At 68.8% G+C, this 18,187-nt stretch carries 22 protein-coding genes; 8 read left to right on the top strand and 14 right to left on the bottom strand.

Annotated elements, in window-relative coordinates; genetic code table 11:
• Positions 1-12: 12 nt before the first annotated feature.
• Together ACFVT5_RS28405 and ACFVT5_RS28400 are read right to left on the bottom strand one after the other, a co-directional pair.
• Positions 13-426 carry a DNA-binding protein gene (locus ACFVT5_RS28405; RefSeq protein ID WP_389893825.1) on the bottom strand — a complete coding sequence of 138 codons (414 nt, stop codon included), beginning with the start codon at positions 424-426 and terminating at the stop codon, positions 13-15.
• Positions 408-692, bottom strand: a complete 285-nt coding sequence (locus tag ACFVT5_RS28400) for a hypothetical protein (protein ID WP_030973973.1) — start codon at positions 690-692, stop codon at positions 408-410. The genes ACFVT5_RS28405 and ACFVT5_RS28400 overlap by 19 nt, the downstream gene beginning before the upstream one ends.
• Before the next feature lie 305 nt (positions 693-997).
• Between ACFVT5_RS28400 and ACFVT5_RS28395 the strand changes: the two genes are divergently transcribed.
• The 3 genes from ACFVT5_RS28395 (at position 998) to ACFVT5_RS28385 (ending at position 2,689) form a co-directional block, all read left to right on the top strand.
• On the top strand, positions 998-1,846 hold the full coding sequence (locus ACFVT5_RS28395; RefSeq protein WP_389893823.1) for a hypothetical protein: 849 nt from the start codon (positions 998-1,000) through the stop codon (positions 1,844-1,846).
• Positions 1,847-1,991: 145 nt separating this feature from the next.
• Positions 1,992-2,270, top strand: coding sequence for a CopG family transcriptional regulator (locus tag ACFVT5_RS28390; RefSeq protein ID WP_389893821.1), 279 nt, complete (start codon positions 1,992-1,994; stop codon positions 2,268-2,270).
• Positions 2,267-2,689, top strand: a complete 423-nt coding sequence (locus ACFVT5_RS28385) for a hypothetical protein (RefSeq protein WP_389893819.1) — start codon at positions 2,267-2,269, stop codon at positions 2,687-2,689. The genes ACFVT5_RS28390 and ACFVT5_RS28385 overlap by 4 nt, the downstream gene beginning before the upstream one ends.
• 212 nt (positions 2,690-2,901) lie before the next feature.
• Here ACFVT5_RS28385 and ACFVT5_RS28380 read toward each other — a convergent pair whose 3' ends face one another.
• The 3 genes from ACFVT5_RS28380 to ACFVT5_RS28370 all read right to left on the bottom strand — a co-directional run bounded on the left by ACFVT5_RS28380 (position 2,902) and on the right by ACFVT5_RS28370 (position 6,619).
• Positions 2,902-3,123: a hypothetical protein gene (locus ACFVT5_RS28380; RefSeq protein WP_389893817.1), complete on the bottom strand. Its 222-nt coding sequence runs from the start codon at positions 3,121-3,123 to the stop codon at positions 2,902-2,904.
• Positions 3,124-3,162: 39 nt separating this feature from the next.
• The gene (locus ACFVT5_RS28375; RefSeq protein WP_389893815.1) at positions 3,163-5,730 is read right to left on the bottom strand and encodes an ATP-binding protein; all 2,568 of its coding nucleotides are present in this window, start codon (positions 5,728-5,730) and stop codon (positions 3,163-3,165) included.
• 157 nt (positions 5,731-5,887) lie between these two features.
• On the bottom strand, positions 5,888-6,619 hold the full coding sequence (locus tag ACFVT5_RS28370) for a Crp/Fnr family transcriptional regulator (RefSeq protein ID WP_389893813.1): 732 nt from the start codon (positions 6,617-6,619) through the stop codon (positions 5,888-5,890).
• Between the two features lie 270 nt (positions 6,620-6,889).
• On the opposite strand from ACFVT5_RS28370, the gene ACFVT5_RS28365 reads away from it, so the two are divergent.
• The 3 genes from ACFVT5_RS28365 (at position 6,890) to ACFVT5_RS28355 (ending at position 9,025) form a co-directional block, all read left to right on the top strand.
• Positions 6,890-7,633: a hypothetical protein gene (locus tag ACFVT5_RS28365; protein ID WP_389893811.1), complete on the top strand. Its 744-nt coding sequence runs from the start codon at positions 6,890-6,892 to the stop codon at positions 7,631-7,633.
• A 10-nt stretch (positions 7,634-7,643) separates the two neighbouring features.
• Positions 7,644-8,072 (top strand): hypothetical protein, encoded by a 429-nt coding sequence (locus ACFVT5_RS28360; protein WP_389893809.1) that lies wholly within the window; start codon positions 7,644-7,646, stop codon positions 8,070-8,072.
• Positions 8,073-8,197: 125 nt separating this feature from the next.
• On the top strand, positions 8,198-9,025 hold the full coding sequence (locus ACFVT5_RS28355; RefSeq protein WP_389893807.1) for a hypothetical protein: 828 nt from the start codon (positions 8,198-8,200) through the stop codon (positions 9,023-9,025).
• On the opposite strand, the gene ACFVT5_RS28350 is transcribed toward ACFVT5_RS28355, so the two are convergent.
• Positions 9,007-9,255, bottom strand: a complete 249-nt coding sequence (locus ACFVT5_RS28350; RefSeq protein ID WP_389893805.1) for a hypothetical protein — start codon at positions 9,253-9,255, stop codon at positions 9,007-9,009. The genes ACFVT5_RS28355 and ACFVT5_RS28350 overlap by 19 nt on opposite strands.
• 190 nt (positions 9,256-9,445) lie before the next feature.
• Between ACFVT5_RS28350 and ACFVT5_RS28345 the strand changes: the two genes are divergently transcribed.
• Both ACFVT5_RS28345 and ACFVT5_RS28340 read left to right on the top strand, forming a co-directional pair.
• Positions 9,446-10,078: a histone deacetylase gene (locus ACFVT5_RS28345; protein ID WP_389893803.1), complete on the top strand. Its 633-nt coding sequence runs from the start codon at positions 9,446-9,448 to the stop codon at positions 10,076-10,078.
• A gap of 683 nt (positions 10,079-10,761) precedes the next feature.
• Positions 10,762-12,183 (top strand): ATP-binding protein, encoded by a 1,422-nt coding sequence (locus ACFVT5_RS28340; protein ID WP_389893801.1) that lies wholly within the window; start codon positions 10,762-10,764, stop codon positions 12,181-12,183.
• A gap of 35 nt (positions 12,184-12,218) precedes the next feature.
• Here the strand turns inward: ACFVT5_RS28340 and ACFVT5_RS28335 are convergent, their stop codons facing one another.
• The 8 genes from ACFVT5_RS28335 to ACFVT5_RS28300 form a co-directional block, all read right to left on the bottom strand.
• A complete protein-coding gene (locus ACFVT5_RS28335; protein WP_389893799.1) occupies positions 12,219-13,661 on the bottom strand; it encodes an oxygenase MpaB family protein in 1,443 nt (480 codons plus the stop codon).
• Complete coding sequence (gene uppS, locus ACFVT5_RS28330) at positions 13,658-14,347, bottom strand: polyprenyl diphosphate synthase (RefSeq protein WP_389893797.1); 690 nt, start codon at positions 14,345-14,347, stop codon at positions 13,658-13,660. The genes ACFVT5_RS28335 and uppS overlap by 4 nt, the downstream gene beginning before the upstream one ends.
• Positions 14,348-14,794: 447 nt before the next feature.
• The gene (locus ACFVT5_RS28325) at positions 14,795-15,313 is read right to left on the bottom strand and encodes a flavoprotein (RefSeq protein WP_389893795.1); all 519 of its coding nucleotides are present in this window, start codon (positions 15,311-15,313) and stop codon (positions 14,795-14,797) included.
• Between the two features lie 12 nt (positions 15,314-15,325).
• On the bottom strand, positions 15,326-15,715 hold the full coding sequence (locus ACFVT5_RS28320; protein WP_389893793.1) for a hypothetical protein: 390 nt from the start codon (positions 15,713-15,715) through the stop codon (positions 15,326-15,328).
• A gap of 14 nt (positions 15,716-15,729) precedes the next feature.
• On the bottom strand, positions 15,730-16,281 hold the full coding sequence (locus ACFVT5_RS28315; protein WP_389893791.1) for an NUDIX hydrolase: 552 nt from the start codon (positions 16,279-16,281) through the stop codon (positions 15,730-15,732).
• A gap of 7 nt (positions 16,282-16,288) precedes the next feature.
• Positions 16,289-17,413 carry an adenosylhomocysteinase gene (locus tag ACFVT5_RS28310; protein ID WP_389893789.1) on the bottom strand — a complete coding sequence of 375 codons (1,125 nt, stop codon included), beginning with the start codon at positions 17,411-17,413 and terminating at the stop codon, positions 16,289-16,291.
• 43 nt (positions 17,414-17,456) lie between these two features.
• Positions 17,457-17,816, bottom strand: a complete 360-nt coding sequence (locus ACFVT5_RS28305; protein WP_389893787.1) for a hypothetical protein — start codon at positions 17,814-17,816, stop codon at positions 17,457-17,459.
• On the bottom strand, positions 17,813-18,082 hold the full coding sequence (locus tag ACFVT5_RS28300; RefSeq protein ID WP_389893785.1) for a hypothetical protein: 270 nt from the start codon (positions 18,080-18,082) through the stop codon (positions 17,813-17,815). Before ACFVT5_RS28300 ends, ACFVT5_RS28305 begins: the two co-directional genes overlap by 4 nt.
• Between the last annotated feature and the right edge of the window lie 105 nt (positions 18,083-18,187).

Raw genomic sequence — 18,187 nt, 5'->3', positions numbered from 1 at the left:
CCTGGGCGTCGACTACACGGTGACCAGGCGCACTCTGTCGCCGCAGAGCTTCGTCATGTCGTCGATGTCCGAGGTGAGCATCACGACCGGGCGGCGCTGACGCAGCGCCGTCTCGGCCACGGCAGCGTCGATGGCGTATTTGTGACCATGCAGCCCAGCGTTGATCAGCATGGCTGAGGCGGCCTTGGCCTCCTCGTCGCCGATGTGCACGATTCGAACGCCGGACAGGACCCAGGCGAGCCGCGCCTTGTCTGTCCGGCGATGCACCGCTTCGATGATGGTGAGTGCGCTGATGACCACCTCCATGCCCCGCTTGCGGGCTTCGGCGATGAGGGCGACGACGGGTTCGTGATCACTGACGAACTTCGACAGGCCCTCGCAGTCGAGAACGAGGGTGCCTTCGTGGCTCAGCTTGCGGCGGGCCACTGCCCCTCCTCGGCGAACACCTCGTCGAAGACCCGGCGTGCCCGCTCCTGCTCGTGCTCGGAGATCGGCCCCTGACGACGTTCGTAGTCGGCCAGGTACTCATCCAAGATCTGACCGCGCAGCTCGCGCTCCACCGCTTCGGTGATGAACGCGGAGAACTCACGCTTGCCGACCCGTCGGCGAATCGCCTCCGCCGTCCCCTCGGGGAGGGAGAGACTGACCCTGGTGGCCGGTCCCTCGCCGACGCTGTAAGGAATTTCGCTCATGGAACGGACATTATCAAACAAGTAGGAATCTTGCCGCGCAGCATCCGCCGAACGACGCGAGCCACCCATCCGGCACCTCGCGGTCTCAGTTACCTCTGGGCCGACCACCAGCTCGACGCCGAGTAAGAGGCCGCGCGGATGGGCGGGCGCCGCCCATCGGCACGCGACGCCGCCCGCCCATCCGCGCGGCCTCAAACCCTGCCACTCAGCGCGAGATGGCACCGCCGGCCCACGACAGGGCGAACGTTGCCTGATGCGGCACCAGGTCGCGCCCGGTTGTCGGAGGGCGGCACTACGGTGCTGCCATGACACGTGAACCCTCTGCACCCGTGGACTCCCGGGCCCCTTCGGTGTCCCGGACGTCTCCGGACGGCGACTGGGACCGGCAGCTCGCCGACGCCTTCGCCGTTCTGCTCGGCCGCCCCCTGCGGGAGTACGACCCCGACGCGGTCTACGCCGCCTGTGTCGACGGCAATCTGCTGTACGAGACCGGGTTCCGGCAGGACGCCGCCTGGGTACGTCCCGCTGCTCTGAGCGGCGCCGAACCGGTCGTCTGTGACTGGGTCCTGTTCGACGAGACCGACCAGACGCCGGTCTTTGACGCGAGCGGATCGTTCTTCGATTTCTGGGCACCCGAGGGGGCGCGGACAGCGCTCCCAAAGGACTTCGCCGCCGCCCTCCACGCCGTCTGCTTCGCGCGGGGGCTCGTCCGGGGCGCCGACCTCGCCCCGCTGGTGGCGCGGTACGGCGTCGATCTCGCCGCCTCCGCCTTCAATGGCACCTGGACTGTCTTCTTCCCCCGGCTCGTCTCCGACGGCACCCTCCTCGACGCCCTGCGGGTCGCTCTCGCCACCGGCCACGGACCCGAGGACCTGCTGCCCTTCACGACGGAGCCCCAAGAGGAGTGGGAGGAGGAGCTGGCCGCGATCGGTCACCCCGGACTCCGCACCCACCTCGGCTACTTCTGCACCAACGGCGAGGAGGGGCTGATACCCCTCCTCGACGAGGCCACGGCGGGCGGCCTGGAGGACGAGGGCTGTGAACCGGTCGCGGCCTGGGAGGACGGGCACGGCCAGTTCGATATCAGGGTCGTCCGGCTGAGCGACCGCGTCGCCGGGCCGCGTCGCGGCCCGCACCGGCCCCCGCCCCGCTGAAAGTTGGCGGATACGAAGCCTGCGAGGTACATCCTCGCGCTGCGTACGACGGGCTTCTGTCGGATCAACCATATATTTTGCGATCTTCGCGCTCCCCGGACCACAGACTGGTAAGGCGGTCGATACGCGGAGTATGGTGCTCAATATGGCAACCAAGAAGGTGACGGTGACAATCCCCGAGGATCTCCTGGAGGAGATCCGTGCTGAGGCAGCAGAGCGGGGCATGTCGGCGTACGTCGCAGAAGCTCTGCGCTTCAAGCGCGACCGCGACCGGCTCAGGGAACTGGTCGGCTGGCTGGAAGAAGAACACGGGCCGGTCACGGAGAGCGAGCGGGCGACGGTACGCGAGGAGCTGCACGATCTCGACGCCGAGCATGAGCGCCGCAGTGCCGCCAGAAAGAACCGCGCGGGAGAAGCCGCGTGAAGAAACGGAGCAGCGATCACAGCCCGCCGCTGCGCGTTTTCGTTCTCGACTGCGAGGCTCTGTCGCTGGCCGTGCGCGGGGATCGGATGATGATCGCCCGGCTCGCGCTGGCCGCCGACGGGGAAGCCGAGGTGGTGACCTCGCCGATGACACTCGTCGAGGCGTACGACGGAAGAACCACCGAACAACGCTGGGACTGGGTCCTCTCGCGTATCAGTGTGGCCGACATCGGGAAGGACGAAGCCCGACAAGCCCGTTTGCTCTTGGCCGACGCGGGGCTGCACGGCCACAAATTCGCGATCGACGCCGTACTCGCCGTCATCGCGCGACAGCAGAAGGGGCAGGTCACAGTCTTCACATCAGACGTGGACGACTTGGAGCGGCTGGTTCCCGACAGGATCGTCGTCAAGAAGGTATGACCTGGGCCTGGTCTCGGTTCTGGTCTCGGTTCTGGTCTCATTCACCGGCGTACAGCACCGTTCAGGAGCCCCACTCGCACCCACTGCACCTGACGAACCAGCCCTCTTCTCCCGCTCGGCAGGTGCGGTCCACCTCCTGCTCGATGCTCCGTACGGTGGTTGCGGCTGTTTCGGTCAGGTCCTTCCGTGGGGGGGGAGCAGAGTCGGCGCCGTCAGTCCCCTCCTTCTTCTCCTTCTTCGCCCGCCTCGTCGTGGTGGATGTGGATGTCGCCGTTGGTGGCGGCGTAGACGGTGCCGTCTTCCTTGGCCGTGTTGGTCTGGGTCGTCTCGGCGGGCTGGGTCACCTTGACGCGGATGTTGTCGCCGGCCACGACGGGGCCGGAGGCGTTGCCGCCGATGTGGATCTTGTTCTGGCTGGGGGGCTTGTGGGCCATGGGCGGGGCTCCTCGGTTGGGGTAGGGCGGGGCGTTCGGCTATGACGCGCGGGTCAGGGTGAATGACTCGCAGTTGGTGCACGTCACCGTCTCATCGACCGTTGACGCCACTTCCTGGGTGGCTTCGGCGCTGTCGCCGTCCGAACCGATCGTGATCGTCGTACGGACCTGACCGAGGGCCAGGTCGCACTGATCGCTGGCGTACATCGGCGCCGTTCCGCTGTAGGTGTCGCCGCTGCCGGTGTATTCGACGGTGGTGGGGTTTCCGCAGCCGTCCGTTTGCGTCAATGTGTAGCTCCCGTATCCCGCTTCGGTGAACTGGAGCGTCTCTCCATTGCTGTTCTGCCACGTCCCCGCCAGCCCGGTCGGCTCCGGTTCTGGTTCTGGTTCTGGTTCTGGTTCCAGTTCCGGTTCCGGATCGGCGGGGGCCGTGTCCACGGGGTCCGGCGTGTAGTCGAGGCCCAGGTCCGGCGTGGTGACGGCGGCGGCCGGAGTGTCCGTGGCACGGTCCGACGCGTTCTGGTTCTGCTCGATGGCGACGGCTCCGATGGCGATGGCGGCGATCACCGCGGCCACCTTGAGGACCACGGCGACTCCGGTACCGGCCGCCGCTCCGGTACCCGCCGCCGCTCCGGTACCGGCCGCCGTTCCCGCTCCGGAGGAGGCCGCATGGGACACGGCCGTTCCGGGATCGACAGGCATACCGGTTCCCGGCGTGGTCGCACTCTGCACCGGCGTCAGATCCGGCACCACGGAACTCGTGTCATGCGCAGGTGCCGGATCCGGCAGCACGGAACCGCTCACGTCCTGCACCGGCGTCGGGCCGACTCCCGCAGAACCCGCGTCCGGTGCCGGCGTCAGATCGCCTGCCGGAGAACCCGCATCCGGTGCCGGCGTCACATCGCCCGCCGAAGAACCCGCATCCGGCCCAGGCGCCGCATCACCCCCGGGCTGCGAGCCGCTCACATCCGGCGACGTAGCACCCCCGTCACCCTGCGCCGCCGACCCCGACCCCCCGTCACCCTGTGCCGCCGACCCCGACCCCCCGTCAGAAGGCGGCGGAGCCTGCTCCGGAACATACTGCTGGGCCGCCGATGCCGCCTCCGCCCCCTGCGTATCGCCCAACTGCCGCCACAGGATCCCCGCCTGCACCAACAGCACCGCCGCGAGGACCCGGTTGCCGGTCAGGATGTTCCGGATGCCCCGCTCATGCGTGAAGTACGCCTCGGCCTGGCGGTCCCCCGCCCGCTGAGCGGCCGGCAGTCCCTGGTCGAGCAGACGCCCCCAGACGCCGAAGCGCAGGGAGCGGGCGAGGGCGGGTGAGGCGGCCCGTATGACCCGCACCGCCAGGTCGGCCCGCCCGGCCCTCTCGGCGAGCTGCGCCACCACCTCCAACACCTGGGCGTGATCGGCGACTTGGACCGCCGGAGTCGTCGACCGCGCCGCCCACTCCGCGAAGTACGTGCACAGCCGCTCCAGCGAGTACGGCACCAGGCCCTCGCGTTGCCGCAACGCCGGAACGACGTCCGTGGCCACGCGATAGCCCAGCTCCGTCTCCTGGGCCAGGCCCAGCCTCGCCAGTCCCTCGCACAGCACCGACGGATCCGAGGTCTCGCTCAACTCGCCGATGTGCACCGGCGCGAGCTCGGCGTCGGCGAGGGTCGCCAGGAGATGCAGGGCGCGCAGCGAGTGGCCGTCGAGCCGGTCGAACAGCGGGGGCAACAGGTCCCGTACCGCGCCGGGTTTGGGCAGTACGGCCTCGCCCGACGGGTCCAGCCGGGCCACGGCCGCCGCGCGCAGCAGCAGTAACGGCGTGCCGGACGCGGTCTCCCACAGCGCGGCGGCGGTCTCCTGTTCGCCGGCATCGGCGACGGGACGGCCCAGTTCCCGTGCCAGCAACTCCGTCGCGGCGTCCCGGTCGATGCCCTGGAGTCGTTGCGCTGTGCCGTCGGAGCCCAGCAGCGAACTCTCCCGCCCGGCAAAGACGAAGGTCGCGTCCGGGGCCGCGTCCATGACCATGCGCAGTTGTTCCGCGGTGTAGTCGGCGTTGTCGACGTACACCGTCACCTTCATGCCCGCCATGAGGCGGCGCAGTTCGGTGTGGGACGGGGCGTAGCCGTGGGTCTCGTGGCATGCCTCGAAGATGTCCTGGGCCAGGTCCTCGGGCTCACGTCGGGCGGCGTCGAGGAACAGCTTCCCGTGGGGCCCCGCGGCGAGCGTGCGGGCCGCGTGCCGCAGCAGCGCGCTCTTGCCGATGCCGGGCGGTCCCCACAGCTGTACCGTGTCGCTGCCCCGGAGCGCGGCGTCGAGCGACGTGAGGTCGGCGGCCCGGCCGAGCGGGGCGCTCTGCGCCCGCGGGGGCAGCTCGACCCGTTCGCGGCGTTGCGGCCTCGGCCGCTCGCCCTCCACCAGCACGTTCACCATGGAGCCGTGCTGCGCGCCGATGTACGCGATGTGGTTCCCGGCGATCACCGGCGCGGTGGCATCCCCGCTGATGGTGATCTGATTGCCTGTCTGCTGGCTACCTGTCTGCTGGCTATCTGTCTGCTGACTGCCGGTTCGCTGACTGCCGGTTTGCTCGTTGTCGTCTTCGTCGATGCTCGCCATGGTTACCCCGTTGTGGTGATCGCTCCCTTGGGCAGGCGTCACGCTAGCCACAGGCTCACACGGCTCCACCGTCAAAATACGGTTTTGTGACGGGCCCCTTCATCTTCGCCACTCGGTACACACAATTGACCCGAACTACCGTTCCCCACAGGGGAGTTCACGGATCTGGGAACGCGATCGACTTCAGCCGCGCCAGGCCCTCGACCCGGATGGAGCGGTACCCCGTGGTGACGACTCCCTCTTCCCGCAGCCTGCGCAGCGCCTTCTGCACGCTGGGCTCGGACGCACCCGCCAGGGTCGCGAGTTCGGGCTGCGTGATCGGCCAGCGGATCACCGCGCCGTCGTTGCCGTCCGGTTCGCCGTACGTCATCGCGAGATGGTGCAGCACCCGGGCCAGCCGGGTGGCGGCGTCGCAGCCGATGAAGTTGACGCGGTGGGTGTTGGCGGCACGCAGCTTGGCCACGACGGACTGGTTGACGGCGTGCGCGATCCGGGGCCGGTCACGCAGGCAGGCGAGGAACTCCGCCCGGGTCACGCTCTGCGTGACGAGGGGCCCGCAGGTGGTCACCGTGGCGGAGCGCGGTTGTCCGTCCAGGGCGGCGAGTTCGCCGAGCAGGTCCCCGCGCATGCGTACGGCCAGCAGTGCGTCGCGGTCGTCGTCGGCGTGACCGGTGACCTTGACCAGCCCGCGGAGCAGGATCAGTACGTGGTCGGTCCGCTCAGCCTCCCGCATGAGCACGCGGTCGGCCGGGTACGGCACCCGCGCCCCCAACGTGAGCAGATGGTTGCGATCGGCCGGGCCGAGGCGGCCGAGCAGGCTCGACTCAGGCCAGTCCCGCTCCTCGTACGGCCGCCCGTTCTCCGCGCGACTGCGACGTCCGCCGTCCATGGCCCCACCTCTCCCCGGGTCCAACCTCTACCCCGGGTCCCACCTCCCCCCCCGGGTCCCCTCGCTTCGCCCGACTCAGTGTGCGCCCCGGGGCTTCGGTCACGTCGGCGAACTCACACCGATCGCACGCGTACTCCACAGAACCCTGTATTCCTACGAGTTCCTCTCGGTACACCGGGGGCACAGTCGAGGTGGGGGACGGCGGCGCGGAGCGCGTGAACCCGCGCTCCGCGCCGTGCCGCGTCCGCCGCCGATTCGAAGAAGGGCCGTATGGAAGCACAGTGGGAGTACCGGGCCGTCCTGGCTGTGGACATCGAGAAGTCGTCCGGACGGGGAAACGTGGCGCTGGTGCGCAACCGTAAAACGCTCCAGACCCTGCTCCGCGAAGCGTTCGCGCGAAGCGGCATCGACTGGGACGCGTGCGTACGGGAGGACCTGGGCGACGGTCTGCGCGTGACCGCGCCCGCCGGGACGCGGAAGGCGAGTCTCGTCCACCCACTCGTCCACGAGCTGGCCGATCTGCTGCGCGACCACAACCACCGCACCCAGGAACCGCCGACGCGGATCCGCATGCGCACCGCGCTGCACGCCGGAGAGGTCTGTCTCATGCCGTCCGGCGAGGTCGCCGGAGCCCCGCTGGAGACCCTGGCCCGGCTTCTCGACGCCCCTCCCGCGCGCGAGGCCCTGGCCGGGGCGCCACAGACGGTGCCCGTCTCGCTGCTGATGTCGCAGCACTTCTACGACGAGACGGTGCGGCACGGATACGAGGGCATCGATCCGGCCGCCTTCCACAAAGTGGGCTTCACCTTGAAGGAACTCACCGCCGATGCCTGGCTCCACACACCCGGATGGACGCCACCGGGGGAACCGAAGGCGCCCGCCGGCAAGGGAACCACCAGGAAGCGTGACCGGTCGCGGGGTGACTCGAAGCAGGTCAGCAGGGCTTCCGGAAACGGTGTCATCTACGCCACGCAGAACGGCGACATGAACATCCGTGTCGTCAAAGGATCGTGAAGGAGCCCCGGTGAACGACGAATTGACCGTACTCGCCCAGGCGGGCGCCGCCGCGCTGGTCACGGCGATGGCCACGGACGCATGGCAGGAGACCAGGGGCGCGATCACCGGCATGTTCCGCCGCGGGCGCCGGGCCGCGCTGGAGGCCCAGCTCGACGGTAACGCCGAGCTGGTACGGGACTCCCCCAGTCCCGACGACGTACGGCGAGCGCTGTACGGCTACTGGACCCAGGAACTGGCGGCGCTGCTGCGCCGGGAGCCCTCCAGCCGCGACCTGCTCGCCCGCCTCGTCGACTCCGTCGGCGGCACCCTCGCGGACGGTCGCCAAGCGCGCTTCCTGGAGCAGACGAACACGGCCCGGGACTCCGCGACCGTGCTCGCCGTACAGCACGGATCCCAGCACGTCCACGGCCGGGAAGCACGGACCGCGGAGAGCTGACCGCCACGGCCCCTGGGGGCCGGCCCTTGCCCGGACACCGTGAGCTGGGCGCTCAGGGCCAGCGGGCATGAACGCCTCAGATAAGCTGCCGCCTCTTGTAAAGGCATCCTCCTGAAGAGGTGTGAATGAAAACAGGCAGACGAACCGTCGCGGTGGCCACGCTCGTGGGGGCACTGGCGTTCTCGGTGCTGAACGCGCCGGCGGCTCACGCGGCGGACACCGGTATCACCGTGTCGGACATCGTCATCAACGACGGCAAGCCGATCGTCGCCGGCACGTCGAAGGTGGTGGAGCCGCCCATACGTTTCAACATCGCGCTGCCTCCCGGGTACAGCACCGACGACCCCTTCCGCTACGACGCGTTCCCCTTCCTCTACCGCGGCAGCATCACGACAGCGGCGGACACCGGAGAGAACTTCATCGGGCCGGGCAGCTACATCTGCTACGAGAAGGACTCCAAGCACGCTCGCTGCGAGGGCAACCTTTACATCGACCCGCACCCGAGCCAGGAGCACGTCGACTCCAACAGCGACGCCACGACCTGGAAGGTCGGCGTCTCGCTGCGGCTGTTCAAGGCCGACGGCGGCCTCAAGGCCGCGGAACGGGAGACGCGGTCCATGACCGCCCAGCTCAAGCGCGCGGCCAAGGCCACCACCAACGCCTCGCCGGAGCCGGTCACCAAAGGCAAGCCGATCACCGTCACGGGCAAGCTGACTCGGGCCAACTGGAGCACGAAGAAGTACGGCGCCTACAGCGGCCGTACGGTCAGCCTCCAGTTCCGGGCGAAGGGCACCGACACCTTCAAGACGGTCAAGAAGGCCACCACCAGCAGCACCGGGGGGCTGAAGACCACGGTCACCGCCTCGGTCGACGGCTCCTATCGCTGGGTGTACTTCGGCAACTCCACGACCGGCGTCGCCACCAGCGCGGCCGACTACGTCGACGTGCGCTGACGCCTCAGTACAGGGTCGCGCGACAGGGTCGGGATCTCGCCGCCGCCGTCGGCTCTCGTCAGCGCGACGCCCGTCAGTCCGCGTAGCCGGGGTTCCGCCACGGCGGTCAGCTCGGCGGCGGTCGGTGGGGTCGCCAGGTGCCTGGCCGAGCCGCCGTCCGACCACCGGCACATCGACGCGCTTCGGGCGCGCGCCGTGCGGCAGGGCGGGGCGGGGCGGCTGGAGATCATCCGCCGTCGCCGGCTTCAGCGTCTCGTGACGAGTGCCCCGTGGATGCGTTTCTGGTTGCATTCGCTTCAGTACCGCACCGTTCCGAGGGCTCGTCCACCCCCTGCACCGCAGGTCAGGTCGCCGAGAATGACGCCGATTCTCCGGGAGTTGCCGCGCGTGGAAGCACTGCGAAGAATCGACCCGGTCGTCATGCCGGACGATCTCGGCCCGGGATATGTCTGGTACGCGTCGTACGGATCCAACACGCATGTGGACCGTCTGCGGGTCTATATCCAGGGCGGCCGTCCGATCGGCACGACGAGGATCTACCCCGGTTGCAGGGACCCGAAGATGCCTAGCCGTTCGATCCCGGTGGAGCTTGCCGGCGTGATGTATTTCGCTACCGAGTCGCCGGTATGGGGAGGCGGGAGGGCGTTCTACGACCCGAAAGCCGACGGTCGTGTGCTGGCGAGAGCGCACCTGGTGACGGCGGAACAGTTCTCGGATGTCGCGAGTCAGGAAATGTACCGGGAGCCAGGTTCGGCGATCGACCTCACCGAGGTGTTGACCCGAGGGACGGCGGCCTTGGGCGACGGGCGATACGAGACGTTGGTCTGTGCGGGGCAGGTGGACGGGCTACCGGTGTTGACCTTCACGGCCCCTTGGGGTCTCAACGACGTTCGGTGGAACCCTCCGTCAGCGCCGTACCTGCGCTACTTGGCGGCGGGACTGCTTTCGGCCGGGGTGTGGGACGTGGAGGCGGTTGCTTCGTATGTCGCGGCCTGCCCGGGTGCGGCGGGCCACTGGTCGGAGCAGGCGATCACCGACTTGCTGCGGGGATGACTCAGGAATGACCGGTTTCGACCTCACGGGTACCTCGGGCCCGTGGACCGTCTTCGTTCCCGAAGGGGCGGCCGAGGTTCATCGGCAACTGTCGGGGCTCCCCTGTTCGTATCGGTCCTCTGTCAGGCTGCGGATCGTGCGAATTCGGCCGTAGATCTCGACGGGGTCCCCCTGAATCGGCCCCCCATTGCCGAACACTTCGTTTTCGAGTTCCGTGAATTCGATCGCGGGAAGGTCGAGAAGGTCGCACTCCGGATTGGGCGGCCCGACCTGACCGTCATCACGGGGGACGGGTTTGTCGCGGCCGGCCTCGATCCCGAGGAGTGGCATTGAAGCGGGGGCCCGTGGACACGTAGAGAGACAGGCAGAAAGGCAGCCCCACCTCTGCCCGTGACCCGTGGTGGCGATGGGTGCGCGGTCGGCGCTGGCAGGTCCCGCTCTTAGCCATCGACGAAGCCCGATCGTAGGTTGGGTCCCGGGTTGCTCCCGGGCCACCCCCATACAGAGTCGGGGATGCAGCCGCTTCACAAAGATGGACACCTCGGAAGCCGACCGCGCGTCTGAAAACCTAGCCGTGGGCACTGACAATCCGGTCTACGACCGTGGAGTCCTCCGGGGCGAGAGAAGATGGTAGCGAAGGCGATAGTATCTCTATCGATACTACCGACCGCAGGAGCATTCCCATGCGTCGTTTCATCGGGCGGGACCGGGAGCTGAACGTGCTCCGCGACGCCTTCCAGGCAGTTCAGGATGCCGCCGGATCGGCGAAACCAGGTCAATGCATCCTCATGCGGGGAAGGCGGCGGGTCGGCAAGTCGAGTCTCGTCGAGGAGTTCCTGCGGCGTACCGAGACGCCGTACCTCTTCTTCACCGCGGCGGGCGGCACGGCGGAGGACGAACTGACCGAGCTGCTCGATGCCGTCGCCCGGTCCACCTTGCCGGAGCGGGGACTGTTCTCGGAGGAGACCCCGGCGCAGTGGAACGCGGCGTTCAGGCTGCTTGCGGAGGTCCTGCCCGACGACACCCCGAGCGTGGTCGTCATCGATGAGGTTCCATATCTCACGGACCGCATCGACGCCTTCGAGGGAATGTTGCAACGGGCCTGGGACCGGCTGCTCAGCCGTAAGCCCGTACTCCTCCTCCTGGTCGGATCCGACCTGTCGATGATGGAGGCACTGAACAGCTACGACCGCCCTTTCCACCAGCGCGGCCGGGAAATGATCGTGGGGCCGCTGAACCCGGCCGACATCGGCGACATGCTCGCCCTGTCGCCGGCGGACGCCCTCGACGCCGCCCTGGTCACGGGCGGTCTTCCGCTGATCTGCGCGGAGTGGCGGGCCGGAGCCGACATCTGGGAGTTCCTCCGCGACTCGCTGGACAACCCGATCTCTGCGCTGCTGGTCTCGGCCGAGCGGTCGCTGGCCGCGGAGTTTCCACCGCAGGCGATGAGCAGGGAAGTCCTGCGGGCCATCGGTGCCGGGGAGCGAACCTTCACCAACATCGCGCGCGCTGCCGGCGGCATCGCCCACACCACCCTCACCCGAGCCACGGACGTCCTGACCGAGAAACGGGTGGTGGCGGCCGAGCTGCCACTCTCCTTGCGCCCGTCGAAGGAACGCCGCTACCGAGTAGCGGACCCCTATCTGCGGTTCTGGCTCGCGTTTCTGGATCCGCACATGGCGGAGATCGAGCGGATGCGGGGAGATCTCACCCTGAGCCGGATCAAGGAGCAGTGGACGAGTTGGCGGGGCCGCGCGATCGAGCCTCTGGTCCGGGAATCCCTCGCCCGTCTCCTGCCGGACGGGCACCTGCCCGCCGCCCCGGCGATCGGCGGGTACTGGACCCGGAGCAACGACGTCGAAATCGACTTGGTGGGAGCCGACCGGCAGCCGGTGGCCAGGCAATTGCTCTTTCTGGGGTCGGTCAAGTGGCTGCAGAAGTCCCCGTTCGACAACCACGACCTGGCCGCGCTGCAGAAGCACCGGGCGGCGATCACCGACGAGCCCGTACCGCTCGTGGCGGTCTCCCGCAACGGGATCACCTGTTCCGGGCTCCAGGCCGCGTACGGTCCCGAGGATCTCCTCGGCGCTTGGCGCAGGGTGTGAACAGGCGCCGGAGACCTGCGGGTTCGGTGATCCGGCTACGCCTCCGTAAGGAGTGGGTCGAAGGGTGTGGTGTGGGATCGGGCTGTCATGAAGGCGAGGAAGTCTTTGACGAAGGCGGTGCGGGAGTACGTGGGTTCGGTGGTGGGTTTGTCGCGGTGGAAGGCGGTTTGGAACAGGGAGCGGTATTCCGTCGCGTCGATGGAACCGTTGCCGTCCGTGTCCGTGGCCGTGAAGAGGACCTCCGCCAACCTGATGAGTGCAGGACCGGCGAGGGAGGGCACGGCGGTGGCGTACTCCTCCCTGCTGATACGACCGTCCCCGTCCGTGTCGAGTGCCGCCTGAAGTTCCCGCCACCAGTCCGCGTACGCGTTGTACAGCTTGGTCTCCTCCGGCTCGTCCAGATCCAGGCGGGACGACAACTCCCGTGCCATGGCGGCGAGATCGGGCCAGTCCAGGTAGCCGTCACCGGTCTGGTCGAGTACGTCCGTGAAGAATTGCTCGGCGTTCCGACCGCCGCCGCCCGTCTCGTCCGCCGGACCGTGTTGTGCCGGGAACGGTGTCACCAGTCGGAACAGGGCCGCCGCCCGCTGCATGCGGTCGCGTAGTGCCATGAGGGTGGCGGCGCGCGGGTCGTCGCTGTCGGGGGACAGATAGAGCAGGCCGGTGATGTTCTCGGTCGTGATCCAGCTGTCGGGCAGGAAGCGGGTCAGGCCGGCGGCCAGGTACGCGCCCTGCATCAGCGCCTGGGCACCCGGGACTTCGGGCAGACCGGCCCGCCGGCGGAAAGGTTCGGGGAGGGACGCCACGGTGACCGTGCCGACGACCGGGCCGGCGAGCGCGCGGCCCGCCGCCCACACGGTGGGCAGGCCGTTCAGGAGCGGCGGTGCCGGGAGGTGGTCGAAGAGTTTGTAGAGGATGATGCGCAGGGCTTCGGTGTTCTCCAGTTCCTCTTCGACCATGCGGTCGTAGTACTGCCAGAACTCCCGCAGTGTGGGCGGCAGATGGCCGCCCCGGTCCCCCAAGGCCCTGAAGAATCCGTGGAATTCGGCGTACAGCCGCTCCGTCGCGGCCGGGTCCAGCGGCTGTCCGCTGAGGCGGCGCATGGTGACGGAACTCTCGAACACGGTCGCGACCACCCAGGCGCGTACCTCGGGGTCCATCGCGTCGTACGGCCGGTTCCGTCCGTCCGTACCGCTCAACCGCGCGTGCATACGGTTGAGCCGCGCCGCCTCCTTCCGCCGGACTTCCTCGTCGGGGCCGAACATCCGCTGAAGGCTCACCAGGGTGTTGCGCAGCCGTCGCCACGGGTGCGCCACGAACGTCGAGTTGTCGATCAGGGCCGCGCCGATCTGCGGGTGCGCGGCCTCCAGTACCGTCGCCCGCAGGACGGCCAGGGCCCAGCGCGGATCGTTGAAGAAGAGATGAAACTGCGAGTCGGGGCCGAACAGGGAGCCGGGGGACGGGGTTTCGGGGGTCACGGGTGGCGGTCTCCGTTCGCTCGCGGTGGCACGCCGCCGAAGCGGCGGTCACGTTGCCGGTACGTGTGCAGGCACTCCAGGAAGTGCGGCGCGTGGAAGTCGGGCCAGAGCACCGGCGGGAAGATCCACTCGGCGTAGGCCACCTGCCAGAGCATGAAGTTGGAGATGCGCTGTTCACCTGAGGTCCGGATGACCAGGTCCACATCGGGGGTGTCGGGGAACGGCAGATGCGCGGCGAAGTGCCGCTCGTCAACGGCCTCGGCGGGCACGCCACTACGGATGAGGGAGCGCGCCGCCTCCACGATGTCGCCGCGTCCGCCGTGGTCGAACGCCACGGTCAGCGTCATGCCCCGGTTCGGGCCGGTCAACGTCATCAGGTCCGCGAAGTCACGGGCCAGCGGGGCGGGGATCCTCGGGTCCGTCGCGCCGAGAAAACGGCAGCGGATGCCTCGGGCGTGCAGCAGGGGGGCGTGTTTGCGTACGACGCGGCGCACCAGGCGCATGAGGTAGTCGACCTCGCCGGCCGGGCGCCGCCAGTTCTCGGTGGAGAAGGCGTACAGGCTGAGCCACTCCACGCCCGCGCTCCGCGCCGCCTCGATGACGTCGATCACCGCGGATTCCGCCGCGCGGTGACCTGCCGTACGCGACAGGGAGCGCTGCTCGGCCCAGCGGCCGTTCCCGTCCATCACGCAGGCTACGTGGCGGGGGACGGTGCGGGGCGGGGGCTGCTCGGCGGGTGGGTGGGGCGCCGGCGCGTGACGAGGGGGCGGGACCGACGACGGGGCAGAAATGCCGGTGGCTCGTTCGTATGCGTATGAGGCGGACGTACCGGTGGCTCGTTCAACCGTCACATGTGCTCCCCCTGGCAGCGAGGTCGACCCTCGGTCCCGACCCTCAGCAGAGTGCCGGTACCGGTCCCCTCACACACCGCGATCCCCGCGCGTTCATCCCCTGCGCGCCAGTCCGAATTCCCCGGCCGGGTGCTACGGGGCTTCTGAAACGGCGGTGATCGGCGCGTGGGTTGGCGTGTCCCTGAGCTGAGTTGGGGGCGGAAAGGGTCGGCTGCCTCACCACCTCATGGCTGCCGTTCAGTTTCGACCACGAGGACTACGTCCAGATCCTCACGGATATCGCTACCCGGCTGGGCCCGGCTCCGGGCCGGCGCCCGTCGGCGGACTGAGCAGGTCGAGGGCCTCCGTCCAGCGGAACGGCTCCGTACCGAACAGGACGCCCATGTCGCGTAGCCGGTCGAGACTCTGCCGGTACGCGGGGTGGGCGGCTTGGGCGGCGTTCAGATACGGGAGCGCGGCGATGGGGACACCGAGGCCGTGTGCTTCGCAGAGGATGCCCAGGGCGAGGGTGTCGGAGATCCCGGCCGCCCATTTGTTGACCGTGTTGAAGGTGGCCGGGGCGACGGCGATGGCGTCGGGCGGGGGCAGGGGGCGGGGTTCGCCGGGGGCCCGCCAGGCCGACCGGATCGGGTACCCCGTACGGGACTCGACGGCCGGCGCGTCGATGAAACCGAGCCCTTGCGGGGTGGCGACGACGCCCACCTCCCAGTCGGCGTCCTGGGCGGCGGCGATCAGGGTCCCGACGTCACCGGCGATTCCTGCCGCGCAGACGACGACGTAAAGAAAGGGTTTCTCACCCACGCGGGCTCCCAACTAGTCCGGTTTCTGATCATGTTCGGTGATGACCAGTCGGCGCAGGGCTTCGGTCACGGGGTCGTGCAGGTCCCACGCGTGTGGGGCGACGTGATCCCAGTAGAGCGTGCAGGCGTCCTGGTCTACTCCACCGATGGCCTCGCACCAGGGTAAGGACTCGAACCGGAGGGGTTGGGCGGTCGTCCAGTGGGCCCAGAGGGCGTGGGTGGGTTTGTGGTCCCAGTCCCATACGTGGTCGGCGTGTTCGCCGTCGTGTCCGTGCCCGAGTTCGCAGCGGACGCGGGGGGGCGTGTAGGCGAGTTCACTGCCAAGGACTCGCCCTTGCCCCGCGAGGATCGCGACGAGAAGTCCGGCGGGGGGTACGTGGGTGGTGGCTTCGCATTGACGCATGTGGGTCGCCGCCATTACCGGGGCTGTCGGATCGCGGTGCGGACCCGGTCGCGCAGGGTCTCGTCGGTGAGGGTATCCGGGTTTCGCCACTCGGAGGCGCTGACCTCTTCTTCCTGCAAGGTCACGTTCACGGGTCCGGTGGTGGCGAACAGGTAGCGCATGTCGGCGTGTTGGTGGGCGGGTTCGCCTTTGGTGTCGTTGGCGGGGATGTCATGTACGTCGATGTGGACCGGGTGGGGTGACAGGGGTGTGATGCTCGCCCGGATGCCGGTCTCCTCGGTGAGTTCCCGTAGGGCGGCGCCCATGAGGTTCACGTCCTGGGCTTCCAGGTGCCCGCCGGGGGTGAGGTAGGTGCCGAGCGTGTTGTGCCGGATGAACAGCACGTCGCCGTGGTCGTTGACCAGGACGGCTCCGGCGGTGACGTGGAGCGGGAACGTCTTGCGACTGGTGAGGTCGTCGCCCTGGTCCAGCCCTTTCAGGATGACGGAGAGCGCCGTGTTCTCGGCGGGGTTGGCGTCGGTGTAGTAGGTCACGGTCTCGCGGATGTGCTGGGGTGTGATCGGCATGGTGGGGTCACCTGTTGTTGTAGTAGTGGAGCCACAGTGCGGCGATGGTGCTTCGGTCGATCGCCGGTATCTCGTGCAGGGTGGCTTCGAGGCCACCACGCGCGAGAACGCGTACGCCCGCGATGATCTCGGCCTGGACGAGGAAGATGAACGGTCCCACGCTGGCGCCGTGCAGGAAGTTGACGGCGTTTCCCCCGTTGAGCAAGTAGAAGTAGTGGCCGGTCGTGCTGTAGCGAGTGACGTGTTCTCCCGCGCTGCTCTTGCTGTAGCCGTCCGGCAGGCCCGCCAACTCCAACTCGTCCTCGGAGCTGGTCACGGTGGCGACGTACGCGCCGTTCTTCAGCTCGGGGAAGTCCTCGCCCCGCAGGGACAGGGAACCCGTGGCGCACAGGAGGAGTCCCGCACTGTGCAACGCGCCGTCCCGGTCCCGGGCAACGCTGAACCCCTGGGACAGGGCTTGCGCACGCCGTACCGGGTCCACGTCGTAGACCGTGACGTGGACTCCCTTGGCGTGCAGGAGGCGGGCGATCGAGCTGCCGAGCTTGCCGAAGCCGAGTACCAGGGCGGGCCGTCCGTGCAGGATGTCGCCGCGCCCGCGCAACAGGGCTTCCGTCGAGAACACGACGGACTGCCCCACCAGGAAGTCTTCCGGGTCCTTGAGCGGGGATCGTGCGACGGACACCACGGGGCAGGGCAACTTGCCGCGCTCGGCGTAGCGTTTGTGGCCGTTCTCGGTGTCCTCGACCACGCCGAGCAGCTTCCCGGAGAACCGTTCGCACAGCGCGTCCAGCGAGGGCGCGAAGTACCCGCCCACGTCGAGCAGGACGACGGGTTCGCCGGCCGCGCGGGTCTCCAGGTAGGCCAACGCGGTGTCCGGGTCCGCGAAGAGACCTCTGGACAACTCGTCCACCGGGTAGGTCTGTTCGACTTCCCTGCGCGCGGGTGGGTGCACGGAACGCGGCTTCGGCAGCACCGCGCGGAGGTTCGCCACTTTGCCCACGGCGTTCACGAAGGCGGGGCGCTCGGCCAGCAGATGAGTGACCAGCAAGGCGGATGGGACGGTTGCAGGGGTGAACTCCTTTGCGACGCGAGCGAAGTACGCGTCCAGCCGTGCACGTTCCGAGGTCTCCACACGACCTCCTTCTCAGGGATTCGGGCATGGTTTCTTGGGTCACTCACTCCACGGGGCGGTGGAGGGGCCGGAAGCGGAGGGTGTACGTGCAGCCCGTGTCCGGGAAGGTGGCGGAGAGAGGGAGGCCCGCCTTGAGGTACGCGCGGGCGGCGCGGTGTTCCTCTCGGTCCTCGGCCCATACGCGTAACTCCGTGGGGCAGTCGGGTTCACGCGGGGCCGGTTGCGCCCAGGGGGCTCGCGCGGGGTCCGGGTCTAGGTGGTCCGCGATGCGGAGTGCCTGGCTGCGGAGCCAACGGAGGGCCAGTACCGGGGAGATGGTCTGGAAGGTGCCGAGGATGTGGTGGGCGGTTTCGCCGGTGCCGTAGACCGGACCTTCGGCGTGGACTTCGGAGCAGTAGCTCATCCCGTGCCCTCGCACCACATCACCCAGGGGCGTTCGATGACTTCGGCGTAGCTGGTGTGGTCGGGGTGGGCGCGGAGGTGCGTGAAGGCCCAGGTCTGGGGTTCGGTGGGGTCGGTGCTGGGGGGTGACTTGGCGTCGCATTCGGTGTCGTCGGTGATGAGGGTGAGGCAGCGGAGGGAGTACGTGAGGGGTGGGGCGTCGGGGTCCTGGTCGGGGCGTAACGTCCATCGGACGAAGCGGAATACGCGGCGGGTCGTCTTGGTCACAGGTACTCACCCCGACTCCGCGCATTGAGCCGGGCATTCTCGGCGCGTAATCGCTGCTCGGGACTCGCCGACCGCACGTCCTCCGGGTCAACGGTCCATTCCTTG

This window comes from Streptomyces sp. NPDC058001 (assembly GCF_042886315.1).
Classification (GTDB): Bacteria; Actinomycetota; Actinomycetes; order Streptomycetales; family Streptomycetaceae; genus Streptomyces.
The sequence above is the reverse complement of the archived record's forward strand: the minus strand, read 5'-3'. Positions and strand labels throughout refer to the sequence as shown.

Coding starts and splice junctions, on each gene's coding strand:
- ACFVT5_RS28375 (WP_389893815.1), bottom strand. CDS start 5,730: ATGGCGAGCATCGACGAAGACGACAACGAGCAAACCGGCAGTCAGCGA.
- ACFVT5_RS28305 (WP_389893787.1), bottom strand. CDS start 17,816: ATGAGCTACTGCTCCGAAGTCCACGCCGAAGGTCCGGTCTACGGCACC.
- ACFVT5_RS28380 (WP_389893817.1), bottom strand. CDS start 3,123: ATGGCCCACAAGCCCCCCAGCCAGAACAAGATCCACATCGGCGGCAAC.
- ACFVT5_RS28345 (WP_389893803.1), top strand. CDS start 9,446: ATGCCGGACGATCTCGGCCCGGGATATGTCTGGTACGCGTCGTACGGA.
- ACFVT5_RS28395 (WP_389893823.1), top strand. CDS start 998: ATGACACGTGAACCCTCTGCACCCGTGGACTCCCGGGCCCCTTCGGTG.
- ACFVT5_RS28315 (WP_389893791.1), bottom strand. CDS start 16,281: ATGCCGATCACACCCCAGCACATCCGCGAGACCGTGACCTACTACACC.
- ACFVT5_RS28355 (WP_389893807.1), top strand. CDS start 8,198: ATGAAAACAGGCAGACGAACCGTCGCGGTGGCCACGCTCGTGGGGGCA.
- uppS (WP_389893797.1), bottom strand. CDS start 14,347: ATGGACGGGAACGGCCGCTGGGCCGAGCAGCGCTCCCTGTCGCGTACG.
- ACFVT5_RS28400 (WP_030973973.1), bottom strand. CDS start 692: ATGAGCGAAATTCCTTACAGCGTCGGCGAGGGACCGGCCACCAGGGTC.
- ACFVT5_RS28365 (WP_389893811.1), top strand. CDS start 6,890: ATGGAAGCACAGTGGGAGTACCGGGCCGTCCTGGCTGTGGACATCGAG.
- ACFVT5_RS28320 (WP_389893793.1), bottom strand. CDS start 15,715: ATGCGTCAATGCGAAGCCACCACCCACGTACCCCCCGCCGGACTTCTC.
- ACFVT5_RS28340 (WP_389893801.1), top strand. CDS start 10,762: ATGCGTCGTTTCATCGGGCGGGACCGGGAGCTGAACGTGCTCCGCGAC.
- ACFVT5_RS28390 (WP_389893821.1), top strand. CDS start 1,992: ATGGCAACCAAGAAGGTGACGGTGACAATCCCCGAGGATCTCCTGGAG.
- ACFVT5_RS28370 (WP_389893813.1), bottom strand. CDS start 6,619: ATGGACGGCGGACGTCGCAGTCGCGCGGAGAACGGGCGGCCGTACGAG.
- ACFVT5_RS28350 (WP_389893805.1), bottom strand. CDS start 9,255: ATGATCTCCAGCCGCCCCGCCCCGCCCTGCCGCACGGCGCGCGCCCGA.